The sequence below is a fragment of the Candidatus Avelusimicrobium fimicolum genome (assembly GCF_021632165.1).
Taxonomy (GTDB): domain Bacteria; phylum Elusimicrobiota; class Elusimicrobia; order Elusimicrobiales; family Elusimicrobiaceae; genus Avelusimicrobium; species Avelusimicrobium fimicola.
Map to the genome: position 1 here is coordinate 1 of NZ_JAJWTS010000026.1, position 12,921 is coordinate 12,921.

The 12,921-nt window shown below is 48.7% G+C and carries 12 protein-coding genes; 9 read left to right on the forward strand and 3 right to left on the reverse strand.

What is annotated here, in order from left to right; all coding sequences use genetic code 11:
• A partial coding sequence (locus ACQY2K_RS07685; protein ID WP_428041371.1) for a hypothetical protein occupies positions 1–734 on the forward strand: 734 nt, incomplete at its 5' end.
• 78 nt (positions 735–812) lie between these two features.
• On the opposite strand, the gene dut is transcribed toward ACQY2K_RS07685, so the two are convergent.
• The 3 genes from dut to ACQY2K_RS07700 all read right to left on the reverse strand — a co-directional run bounded on the left by dut (position 813) and on the right by ACQY2K_RS07700 (position 2,532).
• Positions 813–1,244 carry a dUTP diphosphatase gene (gene dut, locus ACQY2K_RS07690; RefSeq protein ID WP_428037984.1) on the reverse strand — a complete coding sequence of 144 codons (432 nt, stop codon included), beginning with the start codon at positions 1,242–1,244 and terminating at the stop codon, positions 813–815.
• Position 1,245: 1 nt separating this feature from the next.
• Positions 1,246–2,280: a HEAT repeat domain-containing protein gene (locus ACQY2K_RS07695; protein ID WP_428041372.1), complete on the reverse strand. Its 1,035-nt coding sequence runs from the start codon at positions 2,278–2,280 to the stop codon at positions 1,246–1,248.
• Between the two features lie 84 nt (positions 2,281–2,364).
• Positions 2,365–2,532, reverse strand: a complete 168-nt coding sequence (locus ACQY2K_RS07700) for a hypothetical protein (RefSeq protein WP_177746746.1) — start codon at positions 2,530–2,532, stop codon at positions 2,365–2,367.
• Positions 2,533–2,654: 122 nt separating this feature from the next.
• On the opposite strand from ACQY2K_RS07700, the gene ACQY2K_RS07705 reads away from it, so the two are divergent.
• From ACQY2K_RS07705 to ACQY2K_RS07740, 8 genes are all read left to right on the forward strand, one after another.
• Complete coding sequence (locus ACQY2K_RS07705; protein ID WP_428041373.1) at positions 2,655–3,614, forward strand: alpha/beta hydrolase-fold protein; 960 nt, start codon at positions 2,655–2,657, stop codon at positions 3,612–3,614.
• 358 nt (positions 3,615–3,972) lie between these two features.
• Positions 3,973–4,503 (forward strand): OmpA family protein, encoded by a 531-nt coding sequence (locus ACQY2K_RS07710; protein WP_177746742.1) that lies wholly within the window; start codon positions 3,973–3,975, stop codon positions 4,501–4,503.
• Positions 4,504–4,830: 327 nt separating this feature from the next.
• Positions 4,831–6,978 carry a SpoIID/LytB domain-containing protein gene (locus ACQY2K_RS07715; RefSeq protein WP_428041374.1) on the forward strand — a complete coding sequence of 716 codons (2,148 nt, stop codon included), beginning with the start codon at positions 4,831–4,833 and terminating at the stop codon, positions 6,976–6,978.
• Complete coding sequence (locus ACQY2K_RS07720; protein ID WP_428041375.1) at positions 6,979–8,217, forward strand: glycosyltransferase family 4 protein; 1,239 nt, start codon at positions 6,979–6,981, stop codon at positions 8,215–8,217. It abuts the gene before it with no gap.
• The gene (locus tag ACQY2K_RS07725) at positions 8,217–9,452 is read left to right on the forward strand and encodes an acyl-CoA dehydrogenase family protein (protein WP_177746165.1); all 1,236 of its coding nucleotides are present in this window, start codon (positions 8,217–8,219) and stop codon (positions 9,450–9,452) included. Before ACQY2K_RS07720 ends, ACQY2K_RS07725 begins: the two co-directional genes overlap by 1 nt.
• Positions 9,453–9,458: 6 nt before the next feature.
• Complete coding sequence (locus ACQY2K_RS07730; protein ID WP_428041376.1) at positions 9,459–10,256, forward strand: electron transfer flavoprotein subunit beta/FixA family protein; 798 nt, start codon at positions 9,459–9,461, stop codon at positions 10,254–10,256.
• A gap of 12 nt (positions 10,257–10,268) precedes the next feature.
• Complete coding sequence (locus ACQY2K_RS07735) at positions 10,269–11,255, forward strand: electron transfer flavoprotein subunit alpha/FixB family protein (RefSeq protein ID WP_428041377.1); 987 nt, start codon at positions 10,269–10,271, stop codon at positions 11,253–11,255.
• 330 nt (positions 11,256–11,585) lie between these two features.
• Positions 11,586–12,911 (forward strand): prepilin-type N-terminal cleavage/methylation domain-containing protein, encoded by a 1,326-nt coding sequence (locus ACQY2K_RS07740; protein WP_428041378.1) that lies wholly within the window; start codon positions 11,586–11,588, stop codon positions 12,909–12,911.
• Positions 12,912–12,921 lie beyond the last annotated feature (10 nt).

The following is a 12,921-nucleotide window of genomic DNA, read 5'->3' on the forward strand; positions in this document are numbered from 1 at the left end:
ACTTATTAAAGATTGCAGGGGGAAAACTGGAACTAAATGATGCGCCTGCAATAGAAGGTTCAACGGTAATTATGGGAAGCGGAAACGGAACGGCAGATTTTGATTTTGAAACCAGTTTGCGTGTAGGCAACTATAAGCAAGGTTATACACTGCAAGCGGATAATATGTATTTGAGCGAGTTAAATTTGTTTGGTTACAAATTCCCTAAATGTGAGGGGGAAACAATGAGTTGGCAGAAATTAAAACTCAAAAACAAGGAAGAGGTATATTTGGTCTGTGGTGAAGCGGAAAAAGGTTCTTGCGATATGACCTCTGATGATGTCTTATATCGTGCGCAAAGTTGTGAAGCGGGGGGCCATAACCCTAATTGGAAAAAGGGCGTTTGGAGTACCGAAACTTGCTCCTGCGCCTGCCCGGCGGGTACTACTATGGACGAGGATGGCGCGTGCATTGTTGCAAGTTCGTGCGGCGATGCTACTTACAAGGCCAGCCACAAGAGTGAGTGTTGTCCGTCAGCACCTACTAGCGATACAATATGTTATGGATATTATTGGACTCCAACTGGTTGGAATGCTGGAAACGAGGTGGATTGTGCCGGCGAGGGCCGTGGAAACTATGATGGTTGCGGCGAGACGTGTAGTGAAGAGGGAAAGACTTGTGAAATTATACTTTGCCAAGACTACATATTTGAGGTTCGTTATTTTACTTGTGAGTATGGCAAAAATGGTTGGTAAAAGAGTGCTTTTGACTAAATAAAACCGCCCCGGGAAATGTACAAACCCGGGGCGGGTCCTTTCTGCCTAAAACGTAAATTATTTGCTGCCCGTACTGCCAAAGCCGCCTGTGCCGCGGGACGTGCCGGAAAGTTCATCGGCCTCTTCAAACGACGGGTACAGGGTGGGCAAAACCACCAGTTGCGCAACTTTTTGCCCGGCTTCAAACACAAATTCGCTGTCGTTTAAATTGTACATACACACCAGCAATTCGCCGCGGTACGGTGCATCCACGAGTCCTGCCATTGCTTTAATGCCTTTGCTTTCCACCGAACTTTTGCCCCAAATAATGCCCGAGGTATTTTCCGGCAGTTCCACGGCAATCCCGGTGCGAACTTTCACTACCGTATGTGCGGGCAAAACCGTGCGTTCCAAGGCGAACAAGTCTGCGCCCGAATCGGTCGCGTGTGCGCGGTGCGGAAGCAGGGCGCGCGGGTCCAACTTTTTGGCTTTAATAATAGGTTGTTGCATATTAATTCATTAATTTTTCAATTTGCGTAAGCGCGTTTTGCGTGTAAATGCGTACATTTTCGTCGCCTGTTTGCACGAGCACTTTCAACTGCGGAATTAAACTTTTTAAAAGCCCGGTGTCAAAGGCGCGGTCCGACGTATAAGTAAAAGCATCAGGGTTGGACAGTACACCCGCCATATATGCGGCGGCGCGGGCGGCGTTAATACGTTCGTTTTTGTTGGCTGACAGCAGTCCCTTTCGTACTGTATCCACGGCGTTGCCCGTCATAAACCCAAGCGCAAGCGCGTAAGTGGCCGCGGCGGGGGAATTATAATCGCGGCGGAGTTCTTTGGCTACTGCCGCCAAGGTGTAATCTCGGTTTTTGGCAAGTCCGGTAGCAATTTGGCTCTGTACCGAGGGCACAGTTTCCGTTTTGGTCATCTTCAAAAGTTGTTTGGCGGCACCTTCGCTGTGCAAAGAGGTAAGCCACGCGGCGGCCGCGGCACGGGTGTTGTCATCCGCCGAGGACGCGGCCTGCTTTAAATATTTCAGTTGCGCCTTGGCATCGTCCGTCAGCACATTTAAGGAACGGACGGCAAAGGCCGGGTCGTAAGCGTAGAGTCGTACGACATCAAGCGCATAGTTCTGGTCGTTGGGGTTTATAATGCCATAAGCCCCGGCGGCGTACGAGCGCAAAACAAGGTCCTTGCTTTGCAGGGCGTTTTGCAAAACGGGGGTTAATTCGTCATATGCCGCCCCCATAGCCGTAATAATAACGGCGGCAAAGGTTTGTTTGAGAGCGTCGTCGTTCTTCAAAACCAAGTTAAAAAGGGCAGGCTCCTGCGCCTTGGACGGCGGATTTTTTACCAAACTGGCTCCGGCGGCAAAAACGGTGTCGGGGTCTTTGGAGGAGCGGAAAATTTGCAACACGCGCTGGTTTTCCGCCGCGGTGCGGTTATTCTTTTGCAGAAGCGGCAGGGCGCTTTGCAGGGAGTTTTGGGCCGAAGCCGATAAGGCGGCGCATAACAAGGCCGCTAAAAAAAGGTGTTTTTTCATATTGTTATTATACCATTATATCCGCGCGTGCCGGAGCATAAAAAACCCGGGCGCGTGGCCCGGGGAAAGGAGGAGGGGAAAAAATTAATTGCCGGTGGCAATGGCTTCTATCAGGCGTTCGGCGTTTGCACCGTCTTTAAAGCGGTTCTTTTCCTGATTGGCGTAAAAACTAAAATTGTTCTCGTTTTTCAGTACAACAATCCGCGTTCCTCCCAGCGCTAACAAAAAGCGCAAGTTGTTTTTGTTTTTCATAATTACCCCACAATTTTCTCATTTGTACATTTATAGAATACCTGTTTCTGTGGGCGCAAACAAGGGTCTTTGGACCCAAGAAAAATTAGGCCCCGGCCTAGGGGATATGGTACAATACCCCTATGAAAAAAATATTTCTTTTACTTGTTTGTCTGCTTTGCGCGGGCCTTTGCCGGGCGGAAGAATCCCGCCTGATTATTAATCCCGGACGCGAAACCTTTGTGCATTTCCCGTCCGAAATTATGGGCGATAAATATACGCTTACCGTTTTTTTGCCCGAAGAATTTGTGCCCCTTTCCAAACGCTACCCGGTGGTGTATTTGTTTGGGCCGGGACCAAAGCAGGCCGAGGCCGGGCACGCATTAGCCGCCAAAGAACAAGTGTTGGCTGTGGGGATTAATTTTAAAGAAGAAGATTATAAAGAGGCGGACAAAATCGTGCGTTTTTTAGCGCGCGAGTTAGTTCCGTACATTGATACCAATTATTTAACGCTTGCCACGCCTTCCCGCCGTGTGCTGGCGGTGCAGGGGGAGCCAGCCGCGCGGGTGGCAAAGGAAATTTTTTATAAACCTGAGTTATTTGGCGCGCTCGCGCTTTTTTCGCCCAAATCCGAGGCCGGAAATTGGGGAACTTTGCCCGATAATGCCCGCGTGTTTGTGGCGGGAGAACAAAGCGAATTGTCCGTGGCGCAGGCCTCTTTGGAGCGGGCAAATAAAACCTATGGGCGCGATTTTGCCTTGGCCTATGGCTCCGGGAAAACGGAGTGGTTCAGCGCGTTGCCGCTTGGATATCTGCTTACTGCGCCCGAAAAAGCCTCGTTAAAGCGTTTGCAGGCCGCCTTATCGGCTAAGGAGTTGGTGCCGGGTAATACGGTTGCCTTGCGCGTCAAAGCGCGTTTAAAGGGCGGTTTTGTGTTTGATTATGTGCCGCCTGCGGTGCGGTTCAGCCCGCCGTATTTGGTATGGAACGCGGGTTTGGGCTCCTTGGAAAGTGTGTCGGGGGCAGAGCGCGGAAGCATAAAAATACGGGGCGGTGTGGATAAAATTACGTTTTCCACAAAAATTACGCTTAAAAAACAATAAAAATGCCCGAAAAGGGGCGTTTTATGCAAAAAAAAGTAAACTTGTCAACAGTTTTTTGAAAAAGTTTAAAAAATAGGCAAAATGGGGGCTTTTATAAAAACCCCGACGGAAAAAATGGAAATTTTTATTTTATTCCCCTATACAATGGGTAAGTTATCCACAGAAAAACAGACTTATCCACAGGGTGTGAAAACCTAGCGCATTTGGAGCCTTAAAAAAGGACCTTTTTCGGGGCTTTGTGTAGAGTATATGGAAAGTTATAAACAACTTATCCACAGTGTGTGGATAACGTGTGTGAAAATAAAAAATATCCGCAGTATGCGCTCTTTTGCTATAATCAAAACAGGAGGATTTTTATATGAAATTAAGAACCTTTTTATTATTTTTATGTTCGGCAGCCTTGTTTGCGTGTGCATCCTCGCAAAAAAATGACGAGGATATTCCGCGTCCCGCCAAGCGCGACCCGGTGATTGACGAACAGGCCAAGAAGAACGAAAAACTCTATAATCAGAGCGAAGCGCGTATGGCGAAAACCTTGCGCTTGCCCGCGATTACTTATGAATTTGACTCTATCCGTCCGCCGGAATATGCCTATCCTTTCTTGGATAAGGTGGCCAATGTAATGAAAGATAAAACTTCCTTGCACTTGATTGTAGAGGGCCATACAGACGTGCTCGGCACGGCGGAATATAACTATTGGTTGGGTGCTTCCCGCGCCGCCGCGATGAAGGCGTATTTGGTTAGCCGCGGGGTAAATGCGGAGCGCATCCGCATCCACTCGTACGGCAAGGACAGGCCGCTTACCCTGGATAATTCCAGCGACGGACGCAGAACCAACCGCCGGGTGGAATTTTCGTTCACCACCCGCAGATGGAATTCTATTTATTAGACTGTTAAGTTAATATCTTATATTGCCCCCCCGGAGAATTTCTTTCCCCGGGGTTTTTGTTTGGTAAAGCGGATTTTCCTTTTGGTGCGGCCCGCTGGGGCTTTTTGTTGTTATTAAAATGGAGGGCATATTGGAAGGTTTGCCGGCGCGGAGCGTTCCAGAATCTAATTCTTGTTTTAATAACAACAGATCCTGGACTACGACTTTCCAGGATGACGGCAACGACTAGCGACACAATCGGTAGATTCTGAAACCTATTAATGGACTCCGTATAGAAACCTTACAGCGTGCCGTCCGCTGGGGCACTGTATTTGGTATAATTTGTATATGAGAAGATATATCTTTTTTGCGGGTTTTTTAGTCTTGTTTGGTGTGGGGGCGGTCTTTTCGCAGACGACTGCGGCGGATAGTAATGTTTTGCCGGCGCAGACGGTTAGCAAAGCCTCGCTGGCCGCCAAGCACGCAGACAGCAAGTTAAACGAAACCGTCTTGCATAAAAGTGTGTTAAATTATTCCTTGCCGCCAGAACTTGCGGAAGTGGCCCAAAAGTGCGCGGCGGGGGAACCCGACGAGTGTTATTTTTCCTATAAAACTTTTGAAAACGCCGCAGACAGCAAACTCGCCGCCGCGGCAAATTTGGAATTATCCGTTTTATCCTTGCAGCGCGGCCTAGTCAAGCAGGCTTTGTCGTATATCAACCGCGCGTGTGAACTAAACCCGGACGACCCCTTTATGGAACTTACGCGCGGGTGGACATATTTAGCCGCCGGAAAATATAAAAAAGCGCGTAAATCGTTTGATGATTTGATGTATCTGACCGCCGATTTTGAATATGTTTCTTCGTCCAAAACGGGTAATGCGTTATCTTGGTATTTAAGCGGAAATAAAGAAAAATCCGCCGCCGAGTGGCAATACTTATATACGGCTAACCCGTATAATATTTCCTTTGTATCTTATATGTTGGGCAAAATAGCCGCGGAAATGAAGGCTTCGCGCCATCTGGCCCCGGTGTTTTTGCAGCAAGCTTTAACGCACGACAGTAAAAACTACGCGGCGGCCAAACTGTTTGCCCAACTGGCCGAAAAGGATAAAAACAAACTCCGCTCTTGGCAGTATTACGCTACCCTTTATAGTCTGGACCCCGATAATAAACAACTGGCTAAAAAAATCGCCAAATACTCCAAAGAATTTGGAAATAAAAGTATTGATTACTTGTTTTATTTGCGCTTGGACCAGCCCATTGTGCACGAACTGCCCTCTACGCCTTCGCCAAAAATAAAAATGGCTCTCTATGCTAACCGCGAACAAACCCCGCAGGAATTACAGGCGATTTCTTTCCAGCCCTCCGGTACGGCAACAGTAACGGACGAAAAACTGGGTGAGGTGCTGCGTGTGCCGTCGTATATAGACAAGCAGATTGTTTTTAACCCGCTGACGGGCGGCGTGGATTTGCAAAATGCCAAAGGTCATATAGAATTTTCCGCCAAGCGGCCGTTTACCGTTTCACTCGTTCACCCGGAACGGACCTTGCTTATTAAAAATGCGCAGGCTGAAAATATTTTTTCGGCTGATTTGAGCGATAAAGAATTGCAAGGCGAATTGATTGTTGTGCCCACGTCCGGCGGGTTTATGTTGGTTAATAATGTAAATGCCGAAGATTTAATTCCGGCCTTGCTTGCTTCCCGCGTGCAGAGCATCACACATCCGGCGGCCTTGGAAGCGTTTGCCGTGGTGCTCCGTTCGGCTTTGTTGCAGGCGGCAGAAGAACAAAAGGACCGGCCCTATTTTATTACAGATAATGACACCGATTTTAAATTTAAAGGAATTAACCTTATCTTTAAAACGCTTTTGGATGCCTCCAAAGAATCTGCCAAAATCCGCCTTACCCAGGCGCAGGCAGGTTCGTATGATAATTGCGGCGTCCTGACCGCGGACCAAATTCAAAACACCGCGGATAAACCGGGCTATATTTTCTCGCCCGCCAATGTAAGCAAATATCTCTTATCCAATCCTCCGGCCGATTTGTATTCCCGCCCGCAGGACCCGACCCAATGGTCCGGCATTAAGTGGATGTATGTTTACGACGGAAAAGAGATTCAAAACCGTATCGCCTACAAACAAAATATCGGCAAATTGCGCGCCATTATGCCCACTTCGCTAACACCTAACGGGCGCATTTTGTCCATACGGTTTGAGGGCAGCAAAGGCTCGTACGAAGCCAAAACCCCGCAGGAAGCCGCGTTTATTTTAAGCGCCGGCACAATGCGCTCCAACCTGTTTGATATTGTTCCGCTCTACAAGGGGAAAAATATCAAAAGCGTCTTGGTGCGCGGTTATGATACCGGGTTTGGTTACGGGCTGTGCTTGCAGGGGGCGGACGGTTTAGCTAAAAAAGGTATGGATTATAAAGGAATTATTAAATATTACTTCCCCAATGCCCGTATCTTAAATACTACCACAGGGACGATTAATTAAATGGAAAAGACGAAAATTCTGTACTTTATTACCCGTATGGACCAAGGCGGCGCGCAAGCCAGCGTGCTGACTACATTAAAAACCCTAAATAAACAGCAGTTTGAAACCTATTTGGCAACCGGCCCCGGAGGACGGTTGGATTTTAAACTGAAAAATGATGCCGGCCGCGTATTTTTTATTTCCGCCTTGCGCCACGATATCCGCCCGCGTTATATATTTCACGATATCTGGGCGGTGTGGCAAATGGGCCGCGTTTTACGCCAAGTAAAGCCTGATATTGTGCATACCAACGCCCCCAAAGCAGGCGTATTGGGGCGGATTGCCGCACGCTTGTTTTGGCGCAAAGCCAAGGTGGTGCACACCTTTCACGGCTTGGGCTTTGCCAAGGAACACGGCGCAAGACAGTTTAAATTTTTTGTGGCGGTGGAAAAGTTCTGCTCCCGCTTTACGAATGTGCTTGTGTTTGTGTCCCGCCGCAATGCCGCCGAAGCCAAGCAACTGGGTATCGGCAAGGGCGTGCGGACGGAACTTATCCGCGCGGGGATTAATTTTAATCCCATTTTGCCCTTAAAGTTTGACCCTGCCGCCAAGAAGGCCTCTTTCAAAATTCCGGCCAATGCCAAGGTGGTATTAGCCCTTGCTAATTTTAAACCGCTTAAAAACCCGATTCATTTTGTGTTGGCGGCGTATAAGGTGTTAAGCCAAATGAAGAACGTCTATTTCATTTTTACGGGGGAAGGCCCTCTTAAACAGACGGCTGAAAATTTGGCCAAAAATTTAGGTATTGAAAAGCAGGTGCTTTTTCCCGGGTGGAGAAGTGATGCCTTGGAACTGCTGGCAATCAGTGATGTGTATGCCAGCGTGTCTTTGCGTGAAGGGCTGCCAATGTCGCTTTTGGAAGCAATGGCAATGCGCGTGCCCGCCGTTTGCTATGATGTGGACGGCATCGGCGAGGTGATTACCAATAACAAGACGGGCTTTTTAGTGAAACCCAACGATATTAACACTTTTGCCGATAAGTTGAAGGTGCTCTTGCGCCACGCCGCTTTGCGCGAACGGTTTGAAGCCGCGATTGACCACCGCGATTTTGCGGAATTTACGGCTTCCACAATGGTTAAAAAGCAGGAACGCTTATACCGCAGTTTAGTTCCGCCTACTAAAAAGAACGGCGGAAAACGGCGCTTTTTCCGCCGCCGTTACCGCAAACCCTCTAAAAATTTTAATCAGGGAGATAAATAATGGATTACGCAATTAACGAAATGGAGCAGGAAGTTCTCAATACAACCCGGGAACTGGCTCAAAAGAAATTAAAACCCTTGCGTGCCGAAATGGACGCCAAGGAACAGTTTTCCAAAGAAATGCTTGAAGAATACAAAAAATCCGGCATTATGGGGCTGTGGCTTCCCGAAGAATACGGAGGTCTGGGCGGCGGGATTACCTGCCTTGCTATGGCATTTGAAGAACTTTCGCGCGTGTGCGCCGGCCTTGCTTTAACGCCTGGTACGAGTGCTTTGGGGGCTATCCCGATGTTTTTAGCCGCTACCAAGGAACAGCGCGAACGGTGGTGCCCCGATTTGGCTTCCGGCAAAAAATTATGGGCCTTTGCCTTGACGGAACCCGAAGCCGGCTCTGATGCTACCGCCTTAAAAACTACCGCCATTAAGGACGGCGATTTTTATGTGGTAAACGGAACAAAACACTTTATTTCTACGGGTAAGGAAGCCGATTTCTACACCGTAGCCGTCAATACTAACCCGGCCCGCGGGGCGCGCGGTATTTCGCTGCTCGTTATTGAAAAGGGCACACCCGGTTTTTCTTTTGGGAAAAAAGAGGAAAAAATGGGTATCCGCTCTAATCCTACTTACGAACTTATTTTTGAAAATGTCCGCGTACCGAAAGCCAACTTGCTTGGCAGCGAGGGCCGCGGGCTTTTGTATTTGCAGGAAACATTAGATTATTCCCGCCCCGGTGTGGCCGCGCAGGCCGTAGGTATTGCGCAGGGCGCGCTGGACGAGACGATTCCTTACTTGCGTACCCGCAAACAGTTCGGGCAGCCGATTATTACGTTCCAGGCCTTGGGGCACAAAGTGGCCGAACTTGCCGCCAAAACCGAAGCGGGCCGTGCGCTTGTATATTCACTCACGCACCGTATGGATACGGAATATTTGCCCGCTGTCAAAAATGCGTTGGCTAACGGTACTACGGTGCACGACGAACTCAAAAAATTAAAAGGCGCACGCTGGACCAAATACAGTGCTGAGGCCAAGTTGTTCTGCTCCAACGTGGCTATGGAAGTGGCCGACGAGTGCGTAACGCTTTGCGGCGGAGTTGCCTATATGCGCGATTTCCCGCTTGAAAAGTATATGCGCGACGCCAAAATTACCCAAATTTACGAGGGCACCGTGCATATTCAAAAGAACGAAATTATCACGGCGCTTATTAAAGAATATGCCGCCAAAGGCGATGAGGAGTAAACTTTTATGCACATTGTAGCCTGTGTTAAACAAACCCCCAAATCTGATAATGTAAAAATTGACCCGGCCACCGGATGTTTAATCCGCTCCGGCGCCGCCAGCGCGATGAATCCTTTTGACGAGTACGCCCTGGAAGAAGCCGTAACCTTAAAGGAACAAGTGGGCGGAGTGGTGTCCGTTATTACGATGGGCCCGCCGCAAGCCGAAGCCGTCTTGCGCGACAGCGTAGCCCGCGGCGCAGATTACGTCTATCAACTGGGCGATATGGCCTTTGCGGGTTCGGATACCTGGTCCACCAGTTATGCTTTATCCAAAGGGCTTGAAAAGATTAATTCTATCCGCCCCGTGGACCTGATTATCTGCGGTAAGCAAACTAACGACAGTGATACCGGCCATATTGGGCCGCAGATTTCCGCTTGGCTTCAAATGCCCAATGCGGCATTTGTAAAAAAAGTGGTAGAAGTAAAGCCCAAATCTATTGTGGTGGAACGCTTGACCGAGGACGGAAGCGAAGTTGTGGAACTGCCGTTTCCGTGTGTGCTGTCCGTGGTAAAGGAAATCAACAGCCCGCGCGTGAGAAGCGTAAAGGGGCGTATGCTTGCCAAACGGGCCGAGGTTACCAAGTGGACGGCGGACGATATCGGTGCGGATAAAAATAAATTGGGTATAAAAAACTGCCCCACCCGCGTGGTCAAATCGTTCGTGCCCAAGCGCGAAGTTTGTTCTGTTTCCGTAGAGGGTGCCAACGGTAAGGAAAAGGCCGCCAATTTGGTTAAAATTTTAAAGGATGCCAAGTATATTTAAGGATAAAACGATATGAAAGATTTTAAAAATGTTTGGATTTTTGCCGAAGCCCAGCGCGGTAAATTAAGCCCTACCGCCTTTGAACTTTTAACCGCAGGCCGCAAACTGGCCGATGATTTGGGCGAAAAATTATGTGCGGTACTTTTAGGCTATCAGGTGGAACGCTTTGCCCAAGATTTGTTTGCCCGCGGCGCTGATGTGGTGTATGTCTGCGACGACAAAGCCCTTGAAAACTATGTGGACGATATCTATGCCAAAACCTTGGCGGGAATGATTGAAGCCTACAAGCCCAACAAGTTTTTGCTCCCGGCTACCAATATGGGGCGTTCGTTATCGGCCAAAACGGCGGTGTTTGTGGGCACCGGTTTAACGGCAGATGCTACGGAAGTGCTGATTAACCCGGCAGACGGACAACTGCACGCCACGCGCCCGACTTTTGGCGGCAATTTAATGGCTACCATTACTTGTGCGCACACCCGCCCGGAAATGTGTTCCCTGCGCCCGATGTCTTATGAAAAGGCCGCTTTGCAGGCGGGCCGGACGGGCGAAGTGGTAAAATTCCCGTTTGATGCGGCAAAATATACCTCTTTGGCGCAGTTTATCAAATTTATTAAAAGCGAGGGAGAAGGCCTGGACCTTTCGGAAGCCGAAGTAATCGTAGCCGGAGGCCGCGGTGTAGGTAAAGCGGAGGGCTTTGACTTGCTTAAAAAATTGGCAGACCGCTTGGGCGGAGCGGTGGCGGCTTCCCGCGCCCCGGTGGACAGCGGGTGGATTGACTACCGCTACCAAATCGGGCTGACGGGCCGCACGGTAAAACCGAAACTTTATATTGCGTGCGGTATTTCGGGCCAAATACAGCATATGGCCGGGATGAGCGGCTCCGACGTGATTGTAGCCATTAACAAAGACAGCGAAGCCCCTATGATGAAGGTGGCTAATTATGCCGTCCAAGGGGATTTGTACGACGTTATCCCTGCTATGTTGGAAGCCCTTAAATAGTAGTAAGAAGTAACTTTTTGGTTGCGCCCGGGTCGGAATATTTTTCTGCCCCGGGTTTTTAATTCTAGAAATGGGTAAAATAAAGACTTCTTGATACTCCATAAAAAACTGGGTAAATTCTGCCACAGGCAACACAAGGGCTTGACCCGGTTTTTAATTTTTTTGTAGATTTTATCTAATGGCGAGCCTGTGAGGGGGACCGTATGCGGCAGTTGAAAGCCGCTAAAAAAGGTGTCTTGCTAATTCTTTCTGTCCCTCCTCTAACAAGACAGAAAGCCATAGGGCGTACGCAACACTATCCGTACGTCCCCTATTTTAAGAGGAGGGAAAATGAAGAATAACCGAAAGAAGAAAGCGTTTACGCTTACGGAACTTTTGGTAGTGGTCATCGTGATAGGCGTCTTGTCCGCGGTGGTATTACCGAAATTCAACAAAGTAATTGAGACGCGCAAAACGACGGAAGCCGAAGAAATGATGGCAGCCGTGAGAACGGAACAGGAAAGACGCTGTGCCCTGGATAAGGACTATACCACGGACGCGGCCACGGTCAATTTGGCCTCGTTAAAGACCAAGAACTTTAATTACACATTAAAGAACACGGGCATAGAAGCGGCCAGCACTGGTAAATACGGCTATACATTAAAAATGCCGTCTTACCGGGACGGACGCTTGTGCTGTGATAGCGCGGAACAATGTGCCAAGTTAAATAAAAATTATCCTTTGTGCAGTGAACTGACCGCCAAAGCGGACTACACGAGCGGCGCGGAGTGCTCGGCGGATGAAAAACCCGATAATACACCGAAAACTTGTGAAGGTCCTTCTACGCAAGCGTGCGGATGCAAAAACGGCGGCACACAAACGAGAACCTGCGATACAACTACGGGCACTTGGAGCGCATGGAGCGCGTGTTCTATCTCCGACTCTTGCGAATGTAAGGGAACACAACCTGCTTCCAGCCAATCTTGCAATACGTGCGGAATTCAAACGCGCCCGATAACTTGTGATTCGGCTACGGGCGAGTGGGTTCGCGGCGAATGGGGCGCGTGCGACAAGACAGCAGAAGAATGCACTACGGATGAAGATTGCTGTTCTGATAGCGTAAGCGATTTTGCTGCTTGTATTTCCAAACAATATGGTACTGATTCTAAAGAGTATAAATGTGCTAAGGGTACTTCTTTGGAGTGTGCTAAAAGTTTAGGGCTTACCAGTGGAACCGGTGAACATATGAAGATGAGTTATGATGTCGGTAGCAGTTGGCTTTCCGGTGGTTACAAGCGATGGGCCTGTGACAAAACAATTCCCTGTTCGGCCACTCCTCCCGCCGAGAAAACTTCGTGCAACTCGTGCGGTACAAGAACTGCTGTTTATGAATGTGATACCACAAAAGGTAGATGGTCTTGGGTATCGGTTGGCGAATGCAATAAAACGGCTGAAGAATGTGGGTACTGCTCTAAGATTGGTTCTACTTGGGAAGGTACAGAGGAGTCTACCTGTAAGATTGAATATTATAAATATGAGTGTGTAGAAAATCGTTGGGATAAAACTCTTGGTCGGATAAATAAAACATTAATTAAAAAGGAATTACGCGAAGGAATGGCATGTTATCCAGGCCAGACGAAACGGGAGAAAAAGACGTCCTCGATAACGTTTCCGTAAAACTGGACGG

Bases quoted from the DNA above. Each gene is read 5' to 3' on its own strand.
- dut (WP_428037984.1), bottom strand. From the start codon at position 1,244: ATGCAACAACCTATTATTAAAGCCAAAAAGTTGGACCCGCGCGCCCTG.
- ACQY2K_RS07695 (WP_428041372.1), bottom strand. From the start codon at position 2,280: ATGAAAAAACACCTTTTTTTAGCGGCCTTGTTATGCGCCGCCTTATCG.
- ACQY2K_RS07700 (WP_177746746.1), bottom strand. From the start codon at position 2,532: ATGAAAAACAAAAACAACTTGCGCTTTTTGTTAGCGCTGGGAGGAACG.
- ACQY2K_RS07705 (WP_428041373.1), top strand. From the start codon at position 2,655: ATGAAAAAAATATTTCTTTTACTTGTTTGTCTGCTTTGCGCGGGCCTT.
- ACQY2K_RS07710 (WP_177746742.1), top strand. From the start codon at position 3,973: ATGAAATTAAGAACCTTTTTATTATTTTTATGTTCGGCAGCCTTGTTT.
- ACQY2K_RS07715 (WP_428041374.1), top strand. From the start codon at position 4,831: ATGAGAAGATATATCTTTTTTGCGGGTTTTTTAGTCTTGTTTGGTGTG.
- ACQY2K_RS07720 (WP_428041375.1), top strand. From the start codon at position 6,979: ATGGAAAAGACGAAAATTCTGTACTTTATTACCCGTATGGACCAAGGC.
- ACQY2K_RS07725 (WP_177746165.1), top strand. From the start codon at position 8,217: ATGGATTACGCAATTAACGAAATGGAGCAGGAAGTTCTCAATACAACC.
- ACQY2K_RS07730 (WP_428041376.1), top strand. From the start codon at position 9,459: ATGCACATTGTAGCCTGTGTTAAACAAACCCCCAAATCTGATAATGTA.
- ACQY2K_RS07735 (WP_428041377.1), top strand. From the start codon at position 10,269: ATGAAAGATTTTAAAAATGTTTGGATTTTTGCCGAAGCCCAGCGCGGT.
- ACQY2K_RS07740 (WP_428041378.1), top strand. From the start codon at position 11,586: ATGAAGAATAACCGAAAGAAGAAAGCGTTTACGCTTACGGAACTTTTG.